Source organism: Peribacillus simplex NBRC 15720 = DSM 1321, assembly GCF_002243645.1.
Taxonomy (GTDB): Bacteria; Bacillota; Bacilli; order Bacillales; family DSM-1321; genus Peribacillus; species Peribacillus simplex.
Window position 1 is genome coordinate 1,290,548 of the sequence record NZ_CP017704.1, and the last position, 20,642, is coordinate 1,311,189.

Genomic DNA, 20,642 nt, shown 5'->3' on the forward strand with positions numbered 1-20,642 from the left:
GACGGGTCAGTTTTTTCATGTCAATATATGCTTCTTCCACGAACCCAGAACAAATGGTAAAGCTCCCCAAAAGCTGTCATTTCCGATCATTCCCCTGTGTCATACTACAGATGTAAAATTTTCTTTAAGCTATATATTTGTTATATCAGTACGTCATTGATAAAATATGAATAAATATCAATCATCTTTCTTTAAAAGGAGTAATCAACATGATGCAAGGGAACCCTACACCATATGAATTAATAGGAGAAGGGCAATTACACAAATTAATTGATGTGTTTTACTCCAACGTTAGTCAACACCCGGATCTGCAGCCAATATTCCCTGACGATTTAACTGAAACGGTCCGTAAGCAAAAACAATTTATGACTCAATATTTAGGTGGTCCCTCTTTATATACCGAAGAGCATGGCCATCCTATGTTGCGGGCTCGACATATACCTTTTGAAATTACACCAGAACGTGCGAAAGCATGGCTCACATGCATGTATCAAGCTATGGACGAAGTTGGACTTGAGGGCGAGATTAGGGAGTTTTTCTATCACCGCCTCTATTTGACGGCACAGCATATGATCAATACATCCGGAACTGACGGGAAAGGAGAAGACAGTTGAGCGCACAAAAACCAGTTTTCAATATTTCCGATTGGATCAAGACGCAGCATTGCTATGATATAGGAAAAAAGCCAATTGAAATTTATGTTTTTGTTGATCCGCTTTGTCCCGAATGCTGGGGCTTAGAACCAATTATTAGGAAATTACAGATAGAATATGGCCAATTGTTCAGTTTACGCCATGTTTTAAGCGGTAAAATCGATTCTCTTAATATGGGGAAAAATAAAAATTTTGAAAACATTGCTCAAGTTTGGGAAAAGACAGCCAGCCGCTCGGGAATGTCCTGCGACGGGAGCCTTTGGTCCGAAAACCCAATCTCTTCTCCATACACAGCTTCCATCGCAATAAAAGCAGCGGAATTGCAGGGCCGTAAATTGGCTATTCGCTTTTTAAGGCAGCTTCAAGAATATGTATTCATAGGAAAAAAGGATATTTCCAATATCGAAGTCTTAACCGAATGTGCCAAAATGGTTGGATTGGATGTGGAGGAATTCCTTTATGACATCAATTCTTCCAGTGCAGCTAAAGGCTTTCAATGTGACATGAAAATCACAAGCGAAATGGAAGTAACTGAAATACCTTCCCTTGTTTTTTTCAATCAAAATATTGAAGAAGAGGGAATTAAAGTTTCGGGTGTCTATTCATACGAGGTATATGTTCAAATTTTAGAAGATATGCTGAATGGTCTTCCCGCCCCTGCAACCCCCCCCTCTCTCGAAGAGTTTTTAAGCTGTTTCAAACTAGTGGCCACAAAGGAAATTGAAACGGTTTATAATATGAATAAGAATAACGTCGAGTTGGAAATGAAAAAACTTGTTTTAAAACAGTTGGCAGAGAAAATACCTGCTAAATACGGAACGTTTTGGAGATATACAAAGAAGCAGTCATGAAATTGACTGCTTCTTTAATTTGTTATATAAAAAAGAAAAAACCATGCAATCTTTCGATTTGCATGGTTTTTTTATAAGAAATAAGGGGATGGGAGAAATTTTTTCACGATCAAACAAAGGGGTATAAGTTTGTTTGTGATCCACTTCACAATAAATAATATAACAGATAACCCATTTATGTTTCAACATTATGTGTAACTTTTCACAAATTGTTCACAATATATATTTTTCATTTTTTATTGCCCCTTCTGGAATATAGCTAAATAGAAGCCCTTTTAAATTTAATATTATAAGTGTTTTTGATATCTTTTTATATTGAGAATAAATCTAATTGTGAAATAAATCACAATAATAATCAAATCATTTCTTTTTATTACTTAATCTTTTGTTCAACTTTTGTTACAACCGGTACCATTTTAATCTTTTTACTTTTTATGCAAATGAAAAACCCCGGCAAATCGCGAAATTTGCTGGGGTTTTCATCTATTTATACGAATAAGGGGATGGGAGAAATTTCACGACGAACAAACAAAGGGGTATATGTTTGGGATGTGATAACTTCTATATCTGTACTATAGCAGATTATACACCTTATTTGCAAGAACTTTGTGCGCAACTTCACATTATTGTCATAATCTTAGAATACTGCTTATTCTAAAACATACTATCTAATAAAGAGCAGATAATCTTTTACTTCTGTCAGGTTGGAGGTGACCAAATTGAAAGGCTTTATTCTACTCATACTCTTGATAGGGTCGCTATTTGTCCAGCTACTCGGTATCATGGACCTCATTCCTCTGTATTTTACCTCCCCTATTTTATTTTTTGTTTTCTTCATAATTCTTCATAGCTTAAATCAGAGAAATCGTTTTAAAGGATTATGAAAGACATCCATATAAGTTGAAAAGGACCCGAAGTGCTCGGGTCCCATCTACATCCTATTTATTCAAAAGCTCTTCCAACTCATTTAATTTTTCTTCGAATACATTCATGGCTTCTTGTACAGGCTCGGATTTTGTCATATCAACGCCAGCCTTTTTGAGTACTTCAATCGGATAATCGGAACTTCCTGACTTCAAGAACTCCAGATACCTTTTGACAGCAGGCTCTCCTTCTTCAAGGATTTGCTTGCTCAATGCTGTTGCTGCACTGATTCCAGTTGCATATTGATAAACATAGTAATTATAGTAGAAATGTGGAATACGAGCCCATTCCAAACCGATTTCTTCATCAATAGTCACGTTCTCGCCAAAGTATTTCTTGTTCAGCTCATAATATTCCTTAGTAAGCATATCCGCTGTCAACGCTTCCCCATTTTGAGCCTTTAAATGAATGGTATGTTCAAACTCTGCAAACATCGTTTGTCGGAACAATGTGCCACGGAAACCTTCCAGGTAATGATTCAATAAATAGATGCGTTTCTTTTCATCTTCGATTGAATTCAGTAAATAATCATTCAACAGGTTTTCATTACAAGTCGATGCAACTTCCGCTACAAATATTGAATAATTCCCGTATGGATATGGCTGATATTTACGTGTATAGTAGCTATGGACCGAATGCCCAAACTCATGAACGAGCGTGAATAAGTTATTGACGTTATTTTGCCAGTTCATTAAAATATAAGGATTCGTCCCGTATGTACCAGAAGAATAGGCACCACTTCGTTTCCCTTTATTTTCATGCACATCGACCCAACGGTTTTCAAATCCTTCTTTCAAAACGTTCAAATAGTCCTCCCCAAGCGGAGCAAGACCTTTTAGGACATAATCTTTGGCCTCGTCATATGTCACCTCCATCTTCACTTCTTTAACAAGAGGAGTGAATAGATCATACATATGAAGTTCATCTAATTGCAGTACTTTTTTACGTAAATCAAGATAACGGTGCAGTAATGGCAAGTTGTCATTGACCGTTTTAACGAGATTATCGTATACGGTCTCCGGAATGTTATTATTACTTAACGCCGCTTGGCGTGCTGAATCATATTTTCGAACCGTGGCATTGAAGTTGTGGTTTTTCACCTCACCTGACAGGGTTGAAGCAAATGTATTACGGAACTCCCCATACTTGCTATATACCCCTTTAAATGCCTCCTCACGTACACGGCGATCTTCACTCTCAAGAAAACTAATATACCTTCCGTGAGTTATTTCCACTTCATTTCCCTCTTCATCCTTGATGGTCGGGAATTTCAAATCGGCATTGTTAAGCATTCCGAAAGTATTGCCCGATGCATCGAGTACTTCTGATGCTTGGGCCAATAATTCTTCCTGTTCTGCAGATAAAATATGGGGTCTCTGAAGATTAATTTCCTCTAAAGAATGTTTATATAATTTCAATTCTTCTTTTTCTTCCAAAAACCCTTCCACTTTGCTTTCGTCAATACTCAATAGTTCAGGAACCATATATGAAAACGCAGCTGCTGCCTGGGCGTATAAAGCTTTTGCCCGATCCTCCATCCCTTGATAAAAAGGATTGGTTGTATCTTGATCATTGCGCATATGTGAATAAGAATAAACTTTCCCTAGCTTCTCGAATACTTCATCTTGGAGTTGAAGGGCCGCAAATAATTTTTCTGCGCTTTCTCCCAACGTCCCTTTATGTGCCTCCGCTTTCTTGAGGTCTTCCTTTACCGCTTTGAAGGCCGCTTCCCAATCTTCCTCGGTTGCGAAGATATCTTCCAGTCTCCAAGTATCTTCAGGAGCTATTTCACTTCTTGAGGGTAATGTATTCGCTTTTGTTTTCTGTGCCATAAAAAATTCCTCCCCATTCTATAGAAACTTGCCATTGGCCATTGGGCTAACTCGTTAAACCGGATTGAACGCCGCAATACTTCATTCGGCGTTCATACTTTCTTAAAGTTTTTAATTCCCAGTTCTTATTACTATTTCTCCATTCACAAAAATAATCCTGCCATTTCATCTGAATTCAAGATAAATAGAGATGTTATCACTGATTATACTGGATATTTCCCTTTTCCATCATCAATTTATGCTTATCATAGAAATTTTTTTCCAAAATTTGAGCTTGATCACTGGTTAAGGGAAGGGTAAATTCCCTTTCAACTTTAAAAACCCCTTCTTCCAGCTTTGATAGATAACCCAATTGCTCCAAAATCATGATATATTGACCTACAGGAAACTCGATGGGTTTTTCATGAAGCAATGGCAACGGTCTGAACTTTATTTCCCCTATTTTTGAACGCTTTCTAAAAATGTGGATAATATCAGCCATAGAAATCTTTTCCCCTGTTCTTTTCTCTTGAAACACATCCATGTATAACCATGCCTGCCATTCGATTGAAGCAGTTTCGATTAACAGCATCCCTCTGACGGGAACACCCACTTCAATGGGAAGTGTCGCAGGTGAAATATGATGTAAATATAACCCCTCGAAAAAAGGATCGCATCTGCGTGCTGTTTTCACTCGATGGAGGGACCAGCCATTTCGTTTATATCTCCACGCAGGCAGAAAAGGGAAACTAAAGCAGTTTTGGGGCAATGCACGATTAGGGGGAAGCAGCTTTAAAGAAGCTGTTGTCAATTCGGCAAAGACGGTTCTAGGGGTAAAAGGAGTGAGGTTCTTCAATACTGATAAATGATCAGTTTCCGGGCAAAACATCCAAAGAAACGGATGATGGAAGCTGCCGGTGACGAAGAGCCATTGGAAGCGGGATAAACTGAATTCATACAAGCTTTTCCTTTTTAAGCGTTTTGCAGCGAGGATCCAGATTGGCTTGATGCCTATGCTTTGATAGGCTCTTGTCCTTTCCATGAATTCAACCTCGGGGATAACTGAGCATTGAAATTCTATTGCATAGCGATTACCTCCTATCCTAGCTAAAATATCAGCCCTTTTCTTAATTTCGGGAAGGTAGGCTTCTAGATCCACTTGATAACCATGTGATAAAAACCACTGAAACAATTTTCTTTTTCCCATTAAATGATAGGCGGATTCCGGTTCTGAAAAAGCACGGCATGAAGAACCATTTTTATGGGCGAAATGCGGGACCCTGACGTTTCCCGCTTTGATGGTCATTTCCATCTTGCAGCATGGACAGTAATAGTCTGCTGACTTTCTCCATTCATCAATCACGTTTGCCGGTATCTTTTCAGGGAGGGTAATCCATGTCCCATCCTTCTTTATCGCAGTTAGCATAAATCTCCTCCTCATCCACTACATTCGCCTGCTTCGCTTAGGATTCCTTTTAATCCGCAAAAAAAAATGCCTGATCGGCATAAAGGAAAGTATCTAAAGAAGGGGTGAAAGCAAACGGCAAGTGGACTCCAATACTTTCAAACCGAAATTCCGTTTGGAAAACGCATCAATCTCCACTTCTTGGGATACCTTTATATCTTCCAAAAAATCATTCACCAGCTGCTGAGTACTTTCCGTTCGGTAGAGAAAAGCATTGACTTCGAAATTCAGGTGAAAGCTTCTCATATCCATATTGGTTGTCCCAATTGATGCCAGTTGGTCATCAACGATGATGATTTTACTATGCATGAAGCCTTCATTATATTGAAATATACGAACTCCGGAAGCAAGCAATTCGGGAAAATAAGTTCTCGAAGCATGAAATACGATACGTTTATCGGGGTTCTTCGGGACGAGCAGCCTGACATCCAAACCACTTAAAGCAGCCACCTTCAACGCTTGAAAGATATCGTCATCAGGAACGAAATACGGGGAGGCAATCCAGACGGACTTTTCTGCTGATGTGATCATCTTAAAAAAAATGCTTTTAATGATCGTCCACTCACTATCCGGTCCGCCGCCAATCAATTGAACTCCGCCATGTCCGTGATGGTTCGGCAGGCCAGCCATGAGATATTCATCACTTAAAAAACTATTATTGGTGCTATAATACCAATCCTGCAGAAATATGAGCTGTAAAGTCCTGACCGCTTCCCCCTTTATGATAAGATGCGTATCCCGCCAGGAACCGAATTTCTGATCTTGTCCCAAATATTCATCCCCAATATTAAGGCCGCCGATGAAACCGACCGAGCCATCGATCACAATTATTTTACGATGGTTACGAAAGTTGAATTTATTATTTAATAAAGGGAGATGCACCGGACCAAAGGCCACTATTTCGGCTCCCGCATTCCTCAGTTCATCGATATAAGAGCGAGCTAACTTCCAAGAACCAACCGCATCATAGAGAAATCGGACCTCTACCCCTTCTTTTACTTTTTGTATCAAGATGTCCTTTAGCAGACCGCCAATGCGGTCATCCCTCACAATATAATATTCTAAATGAATATGATGTCTGGCTTTTTTTAATTCTTCGATGATATTGGAAAATGTCTCCTCACCATTCCTTAAAACCCGAGTTTCAGTCGTAAATGAAATAGGGCTATTCCCCAGCCTATTTGCAAGAGTGATTAACTGCTGAGGGTTCTCGCCCATTTCCTTAATTCGTTCATTATATTCCGCTTCGCCGCTAATTTTCACGAAACTCTGCTTATCCAAAAAGTACTTCTTGCGAAATATCCTTTCTTTCCGAAAATTACGGCCAAACAAAAAGTAAAAAATGAAACCGATGAATGGAAAAGCGCCAAAAATAACAAGCCATGTTATGGTCTGGATGGGATCTCGATTTTCCAGGAAAATGTTGAATCCAATTATCACCAAGAAAAGGGTCAATATAAGGCTAGAATAAAAAATCAGCCCGCCATCGACGCCATTTATTAGAAAATACCAAGTGCTGACCAACAAGAGAATAAGCAGACCGATGCCAACTATATTCTTCACCTAGACTACCTCCAATTAACAAACACAGGCACATTTAAAAACCTCCCTGCTAAGGTAAAAAAAACATTTATTCTTGGACGAAAAGGCCGATTTCTACTGAAATCGGCCTCAACAGTCTATGCGAAATATTTATCGACCGTTGTGAATACATCATTTTCGATAACTATCTTCCCGTACTCTTCAAGCATGTGCACCGTTATAGGTGACTCCTGACTATATTCCAATAAAAGACTTAGAACATTATCGATTTCTTCCTCATCAATCTCCGCCTCGGAAAATTCGATATAAAGATAATATTTATTCTGATAAACATAAAGTTTTGTCGTCCAGTCATCCAAGCCATGACGCTTGCTTAATGAAATGACATCTTCAAAATCCTCGAAAATCGTGATGAATTCAATCATACCATCTTCGAATGTCATACCGCTTTCTTCATCTTTACCATGAAAATGTTGATCAAGTAGCGTATCCATCTTGTCTGATACATTCAAATCCCTTAACTTATCATCTGAAAGAGGCAGCTCGAGTTTCTGACCATCTTTGGCAAGCTGGGCTTTTGTGACCAAAACTTCCAAGCCTTTTTCAAGGGCTTGAACTTGAATCCATAAAGGTCCTTCAATCATGAATTCTTCTTCTTGATGCACTTCATCCATCATTTCCCAAAAAAGTTCCTCACTTCGTTCGCGGCTGTACCAAATTTCTTCGCGATCAAAGCCTCTTTCCTCAATATCTATATAGGAAATATAAAATTTAACTGTATCGTCATTAATGCGTTCGATTTCCATGATTCCCCTCTCCCTTCCTTCTCATTTTGAAGGGATAATAACCCCCAAGCGAAAATTGCTCTTAAAAGCTCTTTACCCGTAAGTGAATACTGTAAATCATGATAGTCATTAAAACAGACTATTTTACATCATTTTATGACAAAACCTTGAAGAAGGGAAATAAAAAACATTACTTATCTAAAAAACAATTGTTTGCCTAATATTCCATTCATTCTATAAAAAAATTCATCCGCATGCAACTATCATAATGCTTTATTCAATTTTAATCTTACTGCCGTTAATGCCTTATTATATACATGGCATGATGAGCTTCATTCTTATTTTTTCTTTAAATGATGACCGGTTCAAGGGACCTGCTGCAGGCTCAGAAACGTCTGCTGTCGCCTATGAATCCTGTTATGTTCCCCGTTATTATGTTAAAAAAATCAGCGAAAATTGGTTATGTATAAAGAAAAAGCCCTGCACATTTCCTGGCAGAGCTTGAAAGACCTTATTAGTTGACCATACGTTGTGCTTCCCGTAACTGGAAGGTACGAACTTTACGCGGTAAAAAGCGTCTTATCTCATCTTCGTTATAACCAACTTGAAGCCGTTTCTCGTCAAGGATAATTGGACGTCTTAACAGACCTGGATTCTCCTTGATTAATTTATATAATTCTTGAAGAGGCAGGCTCTCTAAATTTACGTTTAACTTTTGGAAAGTTTTTGACCGTGTTGAAATGATTTCATCGGTTCCATCTTCTGTCATTCGAAGAATTTCTTTAATCTCATCAATCGTTAACGGTTCTGAAAAAATGTTTCTTTCTTTATATCCAATCTCATGTTCCTCTAACCATGCTTTTGCTTTTCTGCATGAAGTACAACTAGGTGATGTATATAATGTTACCATGTTTACTCACACTCCCTAAATATAGAATCGGTGATCTATGAGGGGAAATCTACTATTAGTATTCATAAGTACCACTCTAATTTGAAATAATTTTAAATAAGTAATTCATTTTCTTTATTATACACTAATTTATTTAAAATGAATACCCTTTTTGATATTTGGAAAAATCCTTTTAAACTTCTAGTTTTGCCTGTACTATAGCTATTTCTGTTTTTTATGTAATACATTAAAACCGCTTTTTCTAATTGAAAATACCTACCTACCATTCTCATTTAACTCTCAATACGGCCCTCATGATTTTTTAATTAACTCGTTACTTTTATTTACCCCCAATCTTTGTCAATAAACAAGATCATGTTAATATATTTTCTTTAATAAAAAGCAAATTCCTCCTTTTACAAGAAAAACCATTCTTTTAGCACATATATTTCCAAAAGTAAAAAAGGTAATTCGAAAAAATCAGCGATAAGGGAGCAATCTACCATCCAAGAAGTTATAGATATTCGTTTTCCTGCAAAATATGCACAATAAAAAAAGACAGTTTGCTACAGTCAAAAAAAACGATCCAGTTGATTTCAGAAATCCGCTCCCTTTCCGCAGACTGTCTGCCAAGCCTCCTTGCCGCAAGCATCTAGCGGGTCTCGGCAAGCCAGTTATTCGGCAGGAGTGTCGCAAATTTCTTCAATATATTGGGGGTTACATCCAAATAAAAAAAGTGAAAATTGAAGGTTAACCAAGTTCTCCTTTTAAAAAACATGGTTCGAGGTAAAACCATTCCGGAGCTCCTTTTATCGACAAATTCTAAGAAAAGATAGTTTGCCTCAATTTTTCTTTGAAAAATGTTCCGGTTGTTTTCTGCTGGAGCACTTTTTCGGCCGTTCACACAATTTTTCGTCCTTTACCGTACTTTTTTCGACAAACTAAAAAGGGCTGGTGAACAACCAGCCCTTTTTTCTCAAACTTCCATCTCTTTAAAAATATCCGTTTCCTGACCTGCATTCAAGCTTAGTACATCTTCTACATCTTGATAAGATTTCCCATATAGATCATCATCTTTGTAAGTATGGATTTCAGAATAAATCTCTTTCATGAAATCAAATACGTCTTCTTCATCAACAGATGGATTTGCCGGCCAATATAAGATTTCCATAGGCGTATTCTCCTTGGTCGCAAGTGATTTTCTGCTGTAGGAAATCGAAGAGGCATGCTGGAACCCTTCCCTTTTATAAAATTTCAGCCTTTTAAATGTATCATCATCATTTTCTTGTATTGGTTCTACTTCCAGCAAGATCGTTTTCTGCTTTTTTTGCAATTTTTGAATTAATTTCCTTCCTAGTCCCTGCCCCCTTGATTTCTTGGATACAAAAAGGTAATCAACGAATATAAACTCTTCCCCTTCCACATACAATAAAACATGGTCGGGCCCTTCATCCTTCTTATATATTTCCTGCTTATCTTCTAAAAGAACTTCTATATGTTCTTTGGACTTCATTTCTTCAATAGGGAAATACTGGTTTAGTTTTTCATACCAATTCATAATTTAATCTCCTCATTTGCTAGTTTATACTTTCCAGATTTTTTCTTATCCACTACAATGGAACTTGAATAGCTTGAAAATATTAGGAGGGTTTTGATGATTAGTTACTTTTTGGACTTTTTTTTAGTCGCTGCTTGCGTTATTGGCATTACAGCTGTGAATGGCGTTGTGACGAATGGCATCGGCGAAAAATGGTTTGGCGGGAAACGTCACTCTCATATTTTCGATCAATCGAAACGAATTCAGTCAGGGTGGAGTCAAGTTGGCGGGAATAAAAAGCGGTAATTCAGAGAGAATTTGGATGACCGGAAGGATCTTCCAAGGTCATCCTTTTTTTTATGGGGTATAGTCTACTCCCTTTGTATATCGATTTGCTGCATTCCATAATAAGTATTCATCAATACCATTATCATTCAATGCTTTTATTTGAGCTTCCACTTCTTCCTTACCATATCTTTGGTAATTCCCCTCTCCTAAATATGAGGCAGTAAAATCTTGTAGCCATGGTCTTGAAGTAGGTGGTGTTTTTAATTCCTTCAGCTTCCCGTTCTCCAATTTCGCATATTCCTTAACGAGATTATAAGGCTCCAAATCGGGCTTATCGATACCAAAATAAGATGTCCAGTGGCTTGGATAGATCATCGAGGAAATTACATCGACATTCTCAGAGATTTTTGTGAAGTTTTGCCCAATTCCTGGAGCTTCAGGCAATGTAGCCGAATATCCAAAAATATCCACTGACACTTCCACACCATATGGCTCCAGTTGTTTCCTCGCATAACTTACGAAATCTGTCACTGCCTGAACCCTTTTGGCTGTATGACTCACTTTCGCTTCATCATATTCACCGACATCATATTTCAAATCTTCTTCTTTATTTTCGAATCCTTCAGGAAAACGGACATAGTCAAATTGAATTTCTTTAAAACCCATCTTTGCCGCTTCAATGGCAATACCGACATTATAATCCCACACTTCTTTTAAGAATGGGTTAACGAAGGCTTCCCCTCGACCATTCTTCCATACCTTTTCACCATCTAAAAATGATAATTCAGGCTTTTCTTTAGCCAGAAGGGAATCTTTAAAGACGACTACCCTTGCAATCGGATAAATCTGTTTATCCTCAAATTTTTTCAGCATTGCCCTTGGGTTTTTTATGTAGTCTTTACCAATCCCAGCATATGGAGAATCGGGATCTTCGGTTTTAAACGTAACGTTCCCCCTGTCATCCTTAATGTCAATGACCATCGCATTCAAATCGGTTTCATCTACATACTTAATAAGTTCATTCAATTTATTGCCACCCGCTGCAGGTCCGGTCACATATATTCCGCGCACAGCATCCGGATAGTCGAATTTCAACCCCGAATCAAAAACAAAACGCGGTACGCTCACAGGCAATTCTTTATTTTCTAATGCCACCTGCCTGGTTTCGTTCATGCCTTGTGCATGAACTGGCTGTTGAATCAGGAATATGCACATACCTGTCATCAACCATTTACACTTTGGTTTCATTTTCTCCACCTCATTCGCCATCAGTCATCAATATTCAACAAATATAATAAACCCCTTTCTTTAATACCACAAACAATTAACTTTACTCCTATATATTATAAATAATTAAAAAACTTGTCTTACAAAGTTTCAGTTTTAAGAATACGTTCACAATCCTGTATTCCCTTGTGAGTATCCTTCCCTAAAATGGTCTGCTCATTGTGAAATATGTTAAACGGTTTGATTTTCCTTGAACCCTTCATTTCTTCCATAATCAAAAAAAAGAAACGGAAAATCCGTTCTATTTGCTTGATTGCCGTTTCGATTATACATTTAATATGAATAAATGCTAAAATACAGTATAGTGGACATTTCGTATTCTCAGAATGGCATCGATACAGGACAAAACGGCCCTCCACAAGATTTAAATGAGCGTTTCCCTATCATGGGAGCACCGCACATTTCTTTCAATGAAAGTGGATTCATTTTCTATTTATCCTTACAATAATGAAGAGCGAATATCCATTTATCAATAAACGCAATTAGAGGAGTGACTAGCAGTTGAAAAGGATTTTCTCCGGCATTCAGCCATCCGGTTCCGTTACTTTAGGAAATTACATCGGAGCCATGAAACAATTCGTTAACTTACAAAATGAATATGACTGTTTCTTTTGTATTGTTGACCAGCATGCAATTACAGTTCCACAAGATCGCATAAAGTTAAGGAAAAACATCAAAACATTGGCCGCTTTATATTTGGCCATTGGTCTGGATCCTGAAAAGAATACCATCTTCATTCAATCAGAAGTACCAGCGCATGCACAGGCGGGCTGGATTTTACAAAGTATCTCCTATATTGGTGAACTTGAGAGAATGACGCAATTTAAGGACAAATCCGCTGGCAAAGAAGGGGTATCCGCAGCACTGCTTACTTACCCGCCGTTGATGGCTGCCGATATTCTCCTTTATAGTACAGATGTGGTTCCTGTCGGGGAAGATCAAAGACAGCATCTTGAATTGACACGCGATTTGGCTGAACGGTTCAATAAAAAGCATAATGATATATTTAAAATCCCGGAAATCAGCCTCCCTACAGAAGGGGCACGTATTATGTCCCTTCAAGAACCAACCAAGAAAATGAGCAAATCTGATCCTAATAAAAAGGCAACAATTGCCCTATTAGATGATCCGAAGCAAATCGAAAAAAACATCAAGAGCGCAGTTACCGATTCGGAAGGAATTGTCCGTTACGATAAGGAAAACAAAGCGGGTGTTTCCAACCTGATGTCCATATACTCCATCTTCAGTGGAAAATCCTATTCAGAAATTGAAGAGATGTATGAAGGCAAAGGTTATGGTGACTTTAAAAGTGATTTGGCTGAGGTGGTTCTTGGAGAAATCCTACCAATCCAGGAACGCTATAATGAATTGATCGATTCTCCTGAATTGGATGAAATTCTGGACCGCGGGGCAGAAAAGGCGAACATTGAAGCCAATAAAATGATCAGAAAAATGTATAATGGCATGGGACTTGGCAGAAAGAGATAAAAAAAAGACGATCCTCAACGGATCGTCTTTTTTTGTTCATAATATTGATGGGCTATCGCCAGCCTCCACTTGCCAAAGCTTTTCAAAAAAAGGCTGCCCCTTCACAAGGTTTTCACAAAGTTGAAGGTGCTTCTCTGACCAGCCTTCCTTCATTTCTTCATATAACTCAAGCCAAGCTATCTGAAAATCCATTTCTTGAATACTTTCATATTTCTCAGGGGCCCATTCTGTATACCAATAGCGGATTTCAGCAGTGTTTTTCGCCGTGAATAATTGGTCCATGGCCATGAATAGCAATTGCTTAAGCTGTCTTTCTTTTCTTGTCAAACCGTTCATGAATAAGGGAGACGGCGACAAAATATGATATTCTTTCTCAGATGTAGGTTTTTCAGTAAAGGTGTAATCCATCTCATCATGGTTTTCTATCATGTCATAAACAATTTGTTCCTGCCGGGGAATTATTCTGCTTTTCCTAATCGGAATATGATAACCTATCGTATCAACAGCTAAAATTCCATTTCCATCAGTCACGATAAAACAATAGTCAAGCTGAATTCGTTCATGATTTTTCCTTGCATATGCTTTTTGATACACATCATTCAGCAAAGGCTTAGGTAATTCTGACAAGTCGTTTTCTATGTAGTGGAACAATGTTGATGACACTTTCAACAAAGGAACTTGATCTAGTAGTTCAATCCCATCATCCTTCCTCCATTCATGAAAATGACAAATATTATAGCCGTTTTCTTCTCCTTCAAACCAGTTAACCCATACATCATGAAGATATAGCATCATTCATCCCTCACTTAAACAAATTTCTGTTTGTCAATCAGTATAGGCAGGAACCATACAATTTATTCCTATTCTAGAAAACAGATTAAGAAAAAAAGAACGTATATTTTAACTCTTTTTTGATAAGAATTCTTCAGATTGAATAGTGAATGATTTTTTCACAGAGAGTTTTTCAGAATTTTTCACCAGATAATAGCCACTACAGTATCCAAGCATATATGGATATCCTTTCGTCCCAAGCAGAAGTACATCATGAAGAGGATCTGTACGTTTTATCATGTGATTTTCCTCTAAATGCTTACTCCAAAATTCTCGTAGTTTATCTTCCTGATATAACTTAGTCCATTTCGCTAAAAATTTTGCTCCTAAATATTTTCCCACCGTTCTTTCCGCCAGTCCCTCCATGATCATCGTATCCAGGAGAGTGAATTCTTTTTGGTCCTTTTTCAAATGATGCAGACGGCAAACATGATGATATTCATGAATCAATAGGGCCTCCATTTCCTTTTCGGCTATCCCCTTGCCGTAAAAAAGGAATAGTTTATCTTTAAATGCCAACCCTGACTTCGTTTCAACTTTTTTATTCCATATACCTGAAGACATGAGCGGAAAAATATATATGGGAACATCAGGACCTCCCCATAGCTTCTTATAAGCTGTAAACAAGCTTTGTGTTTTTTCCCATATATTATTTTCTTTTAAGTCTTCCAAAATGAGTTTTGTTTTTTGATTCGGCGAATACATGCCATGCTTCAATAAATGATGATAAATCATGTCCGCACCAAGGTTGTTGAATGTACTTTTAAGTCTTTCCAGCATCTGGACCGGGCGGTTAAAATCCTTCTTCATCCATTCATTGGTTGAAATGACTCCCATTTCCCATACACCTCCGCTTCTATTGACTATCGTATGATTTAAAGAGGGCGGTTGACACATATTCTATCCTTTGCATGTTCATTTTCCCTTCAATATAAAAAGAGCAGATCCCAAAAGATCTGCCCTTCCTTTAAAACTTATTGATATTTCTTGAAAAGAATAGTTGCGTTATGTCCACCGAATCCAAGTGAATTGCTGATGGCTGCATTGATTTCGCCCTTCCTTGCTTGATTCGGAACATAGTCCAAATCACACTCAGGGTCAGGTGTTTCAATATTGATGGTTGGAGGCAAAATGCTGTCCCTGATTGCCTGAATCGTGAATATTGCTTCCACACCTCCTGCTGCCCCTAACATATGGCCTGTCATTGATTTAGTGGAACTTATTGCAAGTTTATTAGCATGGTCGCCAAAGACTTCTTTGACTGCCATCGTTTCGTATTTGTCATTGTATGGTGTACTCGTTCCGTGGGCATTCACATATTGGATGTCTTCCGGATTCAAACCTGCATCCTCAATTGCGATTTTCATCGCTCTTGCCCCGCCTTCTCCACCTGGTGCCGGAGCTGTAATATGGAAGGCATCTCCAGTTGAGCCATAACCAGCTATTTCAGCATAAATCTTGGCTCCTCTATTCAATGCATGTTCAAGATCTTCCAGAACGATAATTCCAGCTCCTTCCCCTATTACGAAACCATCACGATTAAGATCAAAAGGACGGCTAGCGGTTTGTGGATCAGGGTTGGTCGATAAAGCAGTATTTGCACAGAAGCCTGCAACCGACATTTTTGTGATTGGCGCTTCGGCCCCACCTGTGATCATGACATCGGCATCGCCCCGTTGAATGGCTTTAAACGCGTCACCAATTGAATTTGTTCCTGTTGCACAGGCTGTCACCGTACATGAATTGATTCCTTTTGCACCCAGTAAGATAGAAACCTGGCCAGCTGCCATGTCCGGAATCATCATTGGAACGAAAAATGGGCTCACCCGTTTATATCCTCTATTTAAAAAGTTTTCATGCTGTGTTTCAAGTGTCTCCAGCCCGCCGATACCCGAACCGATCCAGACCCCGACACGTGCAGCATTTTCATCGGTTATTTCCAGCTTGCTATCATTATATGCCATAACGGATGCTGCAATTGCATAATGGGTAAAACGATCCATTTTGCGTGCTTCTTTACGATTTATATATGTCTCTATATCAAAATCCTTGATTTCAGCAGCAACTTTAACGGGGAATTCTTCAGCATTTAAACGAGTTAAAGGCCCTATCCCCGATTTCCCCTCAATTATATTCTTCCATCCAGTTTCTGCATCATTACCAACTGGAGAGATTGCTCCAATACCTGTTACAACTACACGGCGATTAGTCATTAAAAATCGCTCCTTCCTATTTTTAAAGCTCTTACGTTTTGCTTCTTCTTTTATTTACCCCACCTAAGAGCGATCGCTCCCCATGTAAGGCCACCACCAAAACCGACCATGATGATTAAGTCATTGTCCTTGATTCTTCCTGCTTCCATTTCTTCCACAAGGGCCATTGGAATGGACGCTGATGAAGTATTTCCATATTTATGAACCGTTTTTGTCATTTTTTCAAGTGGGAGACCCAAGCGTTCCCTTGAAGCTTCCATAATGCGTATGTTTGCTTGATGCGGAACAAGCAGATCCACATCTTCCTTTGTCAAACCAGCTTTGTCCAATACACTCAGGCTGGATTCCCCCATCTGACGGACAGCAAATTTAAATACTTCACGTCCATTCATATGAATGAAATCTCCTTCCTGTAATAAGTGCTTCCCACCAGTTCCATCTGCGCCTAATTCAAAGGAAAGGACCCCTTTGCCTTCAGATACAGGTCCAAGTACAGCTGCACCCGCTCCGTCACCAAAAAGTACAGCAGTATTACGGTCTTCCCAATTGGTTACTTTCGAAAGCTTTTCAACACCGACAATCAACACATGCTTATATGCACCTGTCTTAATAAATTGCTGTGCCGTGATCATTGCATACATAAAACCGGCACATGCAGCACTTACATCCATTGCAGCTGCCTTCATCGCTCCCAATTTCTCTTGAATCATGCAAGCGACAGAAGGAAACGACTGATCCGGTGTAACAGTAGCTACAAGAATTAAATCTATCTCTTCAGCCGAAATTTCCGCATTTTTCAATGCAGCTTTTGCGGCTTCATAAGCCATATCTGATGTATCAATATCATCTTTTGCAATTCTTCTTTCCTCAATACCCGTCCTAGTCCGAATCCACTCGTCGGAAGTATCCATAATTTTCTCTAAATCCGCATTTGTAACGATTTTGTCGGGTAAGTAGCGGCCAAGCCCTAATATTCCAGCATTCATCTTGCCATCCCCTTATATTTTAATGAGTTATTATAAGCATCTATTATTACCTGGTACTAATTTTATATAAAAAAACACTTCCTTGCAAGAGTTAACAATTTGAAAGGCTAAGGAAATCTCTTTCCAAAGTCGGCCAAGCGCCTATGCCAGGGGAAATTAGGGACATACATTATTAATAAAAGGAGATAGGAGGAATTCATTGTGGACATATTCAATCGCAACGGCGAGAGAAACCCGGATGATCATTTTTCGAATTTGATGTTTGGCAGGAAAGCTGAACCGGAGCAAGAGGAATCGAGGGTTGATTACATGCAATTGATGGAGAGCGTCGAAACATTGATGGGCTTATACAGTCAATACAAACCGACAATTGAAAAAATTAATCTGAACCCATTGATCGCAAAGTTCTTGAAAAAAGAATGAAAAAAATTTAAGGCTGCCCTTTTACCGGACAGCCTGCCTTTAATTAACGCTGAGCATCTTGTTTTCCAAGCTCATAAGCTTCTTGCATTACGCTTTTAAAGAGCTCCATGAATGGCTCTGCCATCTCCATTGAGAATGGAATCCCGCTTGCTTCAAGCTTCGCTTTAGCCTCTGGGAAGTACTTCATGGCGATTCCCATAAATTCAAGAGTTTTATCTGAACTCATTCGCTTTCCCCCTATCTTTTGAGATCATTGTGATGTCCAAATAAACCTCAATATTATCATAATTCCACATGACCCTTTCGTAAAGGGCGTACATATAAAATCATGAATATCTTTTGAAGTTAATTCCTATCCTTGAACATTATAGTACAAGACATATGGATTAGAGGCAAATATGCAGTTTTGTCCTTCCCAAAATAACGAAAAATTTCGATTTCATATTTGATTATGGTCTCCTCCGTTAATCACGCTTTCTCCATGTTTTAAGTAAGTTTAATCGTTTATTATGTTTTCTTTGTAAAGCAATGCCTTCTTCTGGTTCCAATTTGCTTTTCACTTCAAAAATTGTTCCTTTATTGATTTTAGTTGTTGATTGGGAAGCGACTGAATCCATACTCTCACCAAATATTAACATGGCACATTTATTCCAATGATCATCTATACTGCTGCACAATTGGATGTCCCTATCGGAAGATGAGGTGACTTCTTCCAAAGCATTAACAAAATCAGTGATGTAGAGAGCATCTCCGGTATATTCGGCAGCAATTGCCGCCTTGATATCAGACTGTTCAAGCTGATTGATTCCAGCTTCAAAGCTCATGCCTTCCGATTGCCAAGGTCCATAAATCGTCGGTAAGAATATAATTTTTGCAGAATCTATTCCACGAATCGAGCTTAATACGTACTGGAATATACTGACATCTTTTTCGATGGGCATGAAAAGAACGAAATTTGGCGTTTCATTCTTGCCATTTTTTTTGCATTTCTCAATGAGGGAAACGATTTCGCCTATTACAAAATCGATTTTGTCCATTTTTCCGCTTTGAATATCGTAACAAGATATGAACACCGTGTCCTGCTGTTTAATATCCAATAATTTAAGTTTATTTATCGGAAAGTATATATAATTTGAATTCCTGCCTATTTCAAGTTCCTTTTCTTCCATAATATATTGACTTGCTTCTGAATCAGCCCAATCGATTCCGATTACTTCTTCTCCTTGGTTCAATAAATATTGAGTCACATAGAATCCCACGAATCGATAAGTTCCAATGACAATGTTTGTTTGCATAAATACAGCCTCCTCGTATGCCATCAAGCCCACTTCATTCGGCACGTCTAGTTTTTTTAGATGCTGTATCGTATGCAAACTATTGTAAAAATATATCTCTTCTCATAAAGTCTCTTCATTCTCATTGAAAAACTTTTGTATTTGATAGGGGATTTTATAACGTTTTTCGGGCAATATATACGTCAGCTGCAAGTCTGCTTTTCTAGCCAGCTGGATTTGTCGATAAAGGGAGGCTTGCTCTTTCCGTAAGCTTCCAAAAACCTGGATCACTTTCATGGGGATATTCTCTGCGATTACTGAATCTTCAGTGTCCAGGATATGCTGTTCACATTCTGCCAGATCGAGCTCATATGCAGCAGCGACCTCGGACAGCCACTTTTTAAAGAAGAACTTATTTTCCTTTTCTTTTTCCAGTTGTGCTTTCAAGGAAAAAACCGGATCGATCAATACGACAGACCGTATTTTATTACCAAGTTCATTCATTAACTTTAAGGCAAGGAGCGCGCCTGTCCCCTCTGCCAATATATGAACCCTTTGATTGACTATTTCTTTTTTCAAGAAAAGAATATATAGGTTAAGGGAAAGGTCCAGTGCTTTAGGACTGCCCCAGTTGGCTCCGTGGAAATTCGATGAAAATAGCGTGTATCCGTATTCCTTTAAATGTTCCAATATCTGCAGCCTGCCAGGATGCTGCAGCCAAAAGCTGCTGTCTTTTTCGACAAAATGACTACGGTCTCCAATTACCATTACGGAAAAACCACTGGGCCGCTCTGGATAATAGATGATATTCCATTGGTCATCAATTTGAAAAGTTCGTTGTTCCATCGTTCAAACTCCTTTAAGGAATATTACTACTACTATATTAATTTATGACGAAAAATAGAAAGGGTCAGTGGAAACGCCTAACTTCTTATCTTAAATTAACCAAGCTGGGATGATTTTTGTGTTTATTTTTCCCCTATGATTTCCCTTTTGACGTTTGGAACCAACTAGTCTGCCAGAAAAAGTTCTCTTATGATTTAATGTATTGATTTATTTAAAGGTTATTATTAAAAACACGTTTTAACTGTATATTAATTATGGTAAGATAAAAATGAATGTAGTGGAATGAGGTGAAATTCGATGCGTTATGCTTGGGCAATTTTTTGGACATTCTTATTAGTGCATATGACTGTATATGTTGTTTCTTCCATGAGCGGAGTTTCATACGATGCTGCGCAGGGAACGATTTTAGGATTAGCTGCTGCTATCCTGATTCTTATCATCCCTGCTATCTTGCCTGCTGGGCCAGCTAAAGACTCTCATCAACATTAAGAAACAAAAGAGGACATCCTTTTTAGGATGTCCTTTTTGTTATACCATACTTTGCTTACG

The 20,642-nt window shown here is 38.4% G+C and carries 20 protein-coding genes; 6 read left to right on the top strand and 14 right to left on the bottom strand.

Annotated elements, in window-relative coordinates; all coding sequences use genetic code 11:
• The first annotated feature begins 209 nt into the window (after nt 1-209).
• Nucleotides 210-614, top strand: coding sequence for a globin domain-containing protein (locus BS1321_RS06060; protein WP_063232174.1), 405 nt, complete (start codon nt 210-212; stop codon nt 612-614).
• Nucleotides 611-1,504: a ClpXP adapter SpxH family protein gene (locus tag BS1321_RS06065; protein ID WP_063232175.1), complete on the top strand. Its 894-nt coding sequence runs from the start codon at nt 611-613 to the stop codon at nt 1,502-1,504. Before BS1321_RS06060 ends, BS1321_RS06065 begins: the two co-directional genes overlap by 4 nt.
• Nucleotides 1,505-2,442: 938 nt before the next feature.
• Here the strand turns inward: BS1321_RS06065 and pepF are convergent.
• From pepF to BS1321_RS06105, 6 genes are all read right to left on the bottom strand, one after another.
• Nucleotides 2,443-4,260, bottom strand: a complete 1,818-nt coding sequence (gene pepF / locus BS1321_RS06075) for an oligoendopeptidase F (RefSeq protein WP_063232177.1) — start codon at nt 4,258-4,260, stop codon at nt 2,443-2,445.
• Nucleotides 4,261-4,456: 196 nt separating this feature from the next.
• Entirely contained in the window at nt 4,457-5,665 is a 1,209-nt protein-coding gene (locus tag BS1321_RS06080; protein ID WP_063232178.1) for a competence protein CoiA, read from the bottom strand.
• A gap of 93 nt (nt 5,666-5,758) precedes the next feature.
• On the bottom strand, nt 5,759-7,267 hold the full coding sequence (gene cls, locus BS1321_RS06085) for a cardiolipin synthase (RefSeq protein WP_063232179.1): 1,509 nt from the start codon (nt 7,265-7,267) through the stop codon (nt 5,759-5,761).
• Nucleotides 7,268-7,383: 116 nt separating this feature from the next.
• A complete protein-coding gene (gene mecA, locus BS1321_RS06090; protein ID WP_063232180.1) occupies nt 7,384-8,052 on the bottom strand; it encodes an adaptor protein MecA in 669 nt (222 codons plus the stop codon).
• 493 nt (nt 8,053-8,545) lie between these two features.
• Nucleotides 8,546-8,941, bottom strand: a complete 396-nt coding sequence (gene spxA / locus BS1321_RS06095) for a transcriptional regulator SpxA (RefSeq protein ID WP_034314502.1) — start codon at nt 8,939-8,941, stop codon at nt 8,546-8,548.
• Between the two features lie 955 nt (nt 8,942-9,896).
• A complete protein-coding gene (locus tag BS1321_RS06105) occupies nt 9,897-10,478 on the bottom strand; it encodes a GNAT family N-acetyltransferase (RefSeq protein WP_063232182.1) in 582 nt (193 codons plus the stop codon).
• 96 nt (nt 10,479-10,574) lie between these two features.
• Here BS1321_RS06105 and BS1321_RS06110 point away from each other — a divergent pair, with 96 nt between their 5' ends.
• Complete coding sequence (locus BS1321_RS06110; protein WP_034314508.1) at nt 10,575-10,763, top strand: hypothetical protein; 189 nt, start codon at nt 10,575-10,577, stop codon at nt 10,761-10,763.
• A gap of 51 nt (nt 10,764-10,814) precedes the next feature.
• Here the strand turns inward: BS1321_RS06110 and BS1321_RS06115 are convergent, their stop codons facing one another.
• Nucleotides 10,815-11,993 carry a putative glycoside hydrolase gene (locus BS1321_RS06115; RefSeq protein ID WP_081112852.1) on the bottom strand — a complete coding sequence of 393 codons (1,179 nt, stop codon included), beginning with the start codon at nt 11,991-11,993 and terminating at the stop codon, nt 10,815-10,817.
• 540 nt (nt 11,994-12,533) lie between these two features.
• Between BS1321_RS06115 and trpS the strand changes: the two genes are divergently transcribed.
• Nucleotides 12,534-13,520, top strand: a complete 987-nt coding sequence (trpS, locus tag BS1321_RS06120) for a tryptophan--tRNA ligase (RefSeq protein ID WP_063232183.1) — start codon at nt 12,534-12,536, stop codon at nt 13,518-13,520.
• 36 nt (nt 13,521-13,556) lie between these two features.
• Here trpS and BS1321_RS06125 read toward each other — a convergent pair whose 3' ends face one another.
• The 4 genes from BS1321_RS06125 to BS1321_RS06140 all read right to left on the bottom strand — a co-directional run bounded on the left by BS1321_RS06125 (nt 13,557) and on the right by BS1321_RS06140 (nt 17,550).
• The gene (locus tag BS1321_RS06125; protein WP_034314514.1) at nt 13,557-14,312 is read right to left on the bottom strand and encodes a YjbA family protein; all 756 of its coding nucleotides are present in this window, start codon (nt 14,310-14,312) and stop codon (nt 13,557-13,559) included.
• 108 nt (nt 14,313-14,420) lie between these two features.
• Entirely contained in the window at nt 14,421-15,188 is a 768-nt protein-coding gene (locus BS1321_RS06130; RefSeq protein WP_063232184.1) for a DUF2268 domain-containing putative Zn-dependent protease, read from the bottom strand.
• Between the two features lie 137 nt (nt 15,189-15,325).
• Entirely contained in the window at nt 15,326-16,564 is a 1,239-nt protein-coding gene (fabF, locus tag BS1321_RS06135; protein ID WP_063232185.1) for a beta-ketoacyl-ACP synthase II, read from the bottom strand.
• Between the two features lie 50 nt (nt 16,565-16,614).
• A complete protein-coding gene (locus tag BS1321_RS06140) occupies nt 16,615-17,550 on the bottom strand; it encodes a beta-ketoacyl-ACP synthase III (protein ID WP_063232186.1) in 936 nt (311 codons plus the stop codon).
• A gap of 201 nt (nt 17,551-17,751) precedes the next feature.
• On the opposite strand from BS1321_RS06140, the gene BS1321_RS06145 reads away from it, so the two are divergent.
• Nucleotides 17,752-17,973: a hypothetical protein gene (locus BS1321_RS06145; RefSeq protein WP_063232187.1), complete on the top strand. Its 222-nt coding sequence runs from the start codon at nt 17,752-17,754 to the stop codon at nt 17,971-17,973.
• 43 nt (nt 17,974-18,016) lie between these two features.
• On the opposite strand, the gene BS1321_RS06150 is transcribed toward BS1321_RS06145, so the two are convergent.
• From BS1321_RS06150 to BS1321_RS06160, 3 genes are all read right to left on the bottom strand, one after another.
• Entirely contained in the window at nt 18,017-18,199 is a 183-nt protein-coding gene (locus BS1321_RS06150) for a ComZ family protein (RefSeq protein ID WP_034314525.1), read from the bottom strand.
• A 238-nt stretch (nt 18,200-18,437) separates the two neighbouring features.
• The gene (locus BS1321_RS06155) at nt 18,438-19,268 is read right to left on the bottom strand and encodes a Rossmann-fold NAD(P)-binding domain-containing protein (RefSeq protein WP_063232188.1); all 831 of its coding nucleotides are present in this window, start codon (nt 19,266-19,268) and stop codon (nt 18,438-18,440) included.
• A 102-nt stretch (nt 19,269-19,370) separates the two neighbouring features.
• Nucleotides 19,371-20,093 carry an alpha/beta fold hydrolase gene (locus tag BS1321_RS06160; protein WP_063232189.1) on the bottom strand — a complete coding sequence of 241 codons (723 nt, stop codon included), beginning with the start codon at nt 20,091-20,093 and terminating at the stop codon, nt 19,371-19,373.
• A gap of 297 nt (nt 20,094-20,390) precedes the next feature.
• Here BS1321_RS06160 and BS1321_RS06165 point away from each other — a divergent pair, with 297 nt between their 5' ends.
• On the top strand, nt 20,391-20,582 hold the full coding sequence (locus BS1321_RS06165; protein ID WP_063232190.1) for a YjzD family protein: 192 nt from the start codon (nt 20,391-20,393) through the stop codon (nt 20,580-20,582).
• The last annotated feature ends 60 nt before the right edge of the window (nt 20,583-20,642 follow it).

What these genes read in the sequence shown, in the direction of transcription:
- BS1321_RS06060 (WP_063232174.1), top strand. Translation starts at nt 210, where the DNA reads ATGATGCAAGGGAACCCTACACCATATGAATTAATAGGAGAAGGGCAA.
- pepF (WP_063232177.1), bottom strand. Translation starts at nt 4,260, where the DNA reads ATGGCACAGAAAACAAAAGCGAATACATTACCCTCAAGAAGTGAAATA.
- BS1321_RS06080 (WP_063232178.1), bottom strand. Translation starts at nt 5,665, where the DNA reads ATGCTAACTGCGATAAAGAAGGATGGGACATGGATTACCCTCCCTGAA.
- mecA (WP_063232180.1), bottom strand. Translation starts at nt 8,052, where the DNA reads ATGGAAATCGAACGCATTAATGACGATACAGTTAAATTTTATATTTCC.
- spxA (WP_034314502.1), bottom strand. Translation starts at nt 8,941, where the DNA reads ATGGTAACATTATATACATCACCTAGTTGTACTTCATGCAGAAAAGCA.
- BS1321_RS06105 (WP_063232182.1), bottom strand. Translation starts at nt 10,478, where the DNA reads ATGAATTGGTATGAAAAACTAAACCAGTATTTCCCTATTGAAGAAATG.
- BS1321_RS06110 (WP_034314508.1), top strand. Translation starts at nt 10,575, where the DNA reads ATGATTAGTTACTTTTTGGACTTTTTTTTAGTCGCTGCTTGCGTTATT.
- BS1321_RS06115 (WP_081112852.1), bottom strand. Translation starts at nt 11,993, where the DNA reads ATGAAACCAAAGTGTAAATGGTTGATGACAGGTATGTGCATATTCCTG.
- BS1321_RS06125 (WP_034314514.1), bottom strand. Translation starts at nt 14,312, where the DNA reads ATGCTATATCTTCATGATGTATGGGTTAACTGGTTTGAAGGAGAAGAA.
- BS1321_RS06130 (WP_063232184.1), bottom strand. Translation starts at nt 15,188, where the DNA reads ATGGGAGTCATTTCAACCAATGAATGGATGAAGAAGGATTTTAACCGC.
- fabF (WP_063232185.1), bottom strand. Translation starts at nt 16,564, where the DNA reads ATGACTAATCGCCGTGTAGTTGTAACAGGTATTGGAGCAATCTCTCCA.
- BS1321_RS06140 (WP_063232186.1), bottom strand. Translation starts at nt 17,550, where the DNA reads ATGAATGCTGGAATATTAGGGCTTGGCCGCTACTTACCCGACAAAATC.
- BS1321_RS06150 (WP_034314525.1), bottom strand. Translation starts at nt 18,199, where the DNA reads ATGAGTTCAGATAAAACTCTTGAATTTATGGGAATCGCCATGAAGTAC.
- BS1321_RS06155 (WP_063232188.1), bottom strand. Translation starts at nt 19,268, where the DNA reads ATGCAAACAAACATTGTCATTGGAACTTATCGATTCGTGGGATTCTAT.
- BS1321_RS06160 (WP_063232189.1), bottom strand. Translation starts at nt 20,093, where the DNA reads ATGGAACAACGAACTTTTCAAATTGATGACCAATGGAATATCATCTAT.
- BS1321_RS06165 (WP_063232190.1), top strand. Translation starts at nt 20,391, where the DNA reads ATGCGTTATGCTTGGGCAATTTTTTGGACATTCTTATTAGTGCATATG.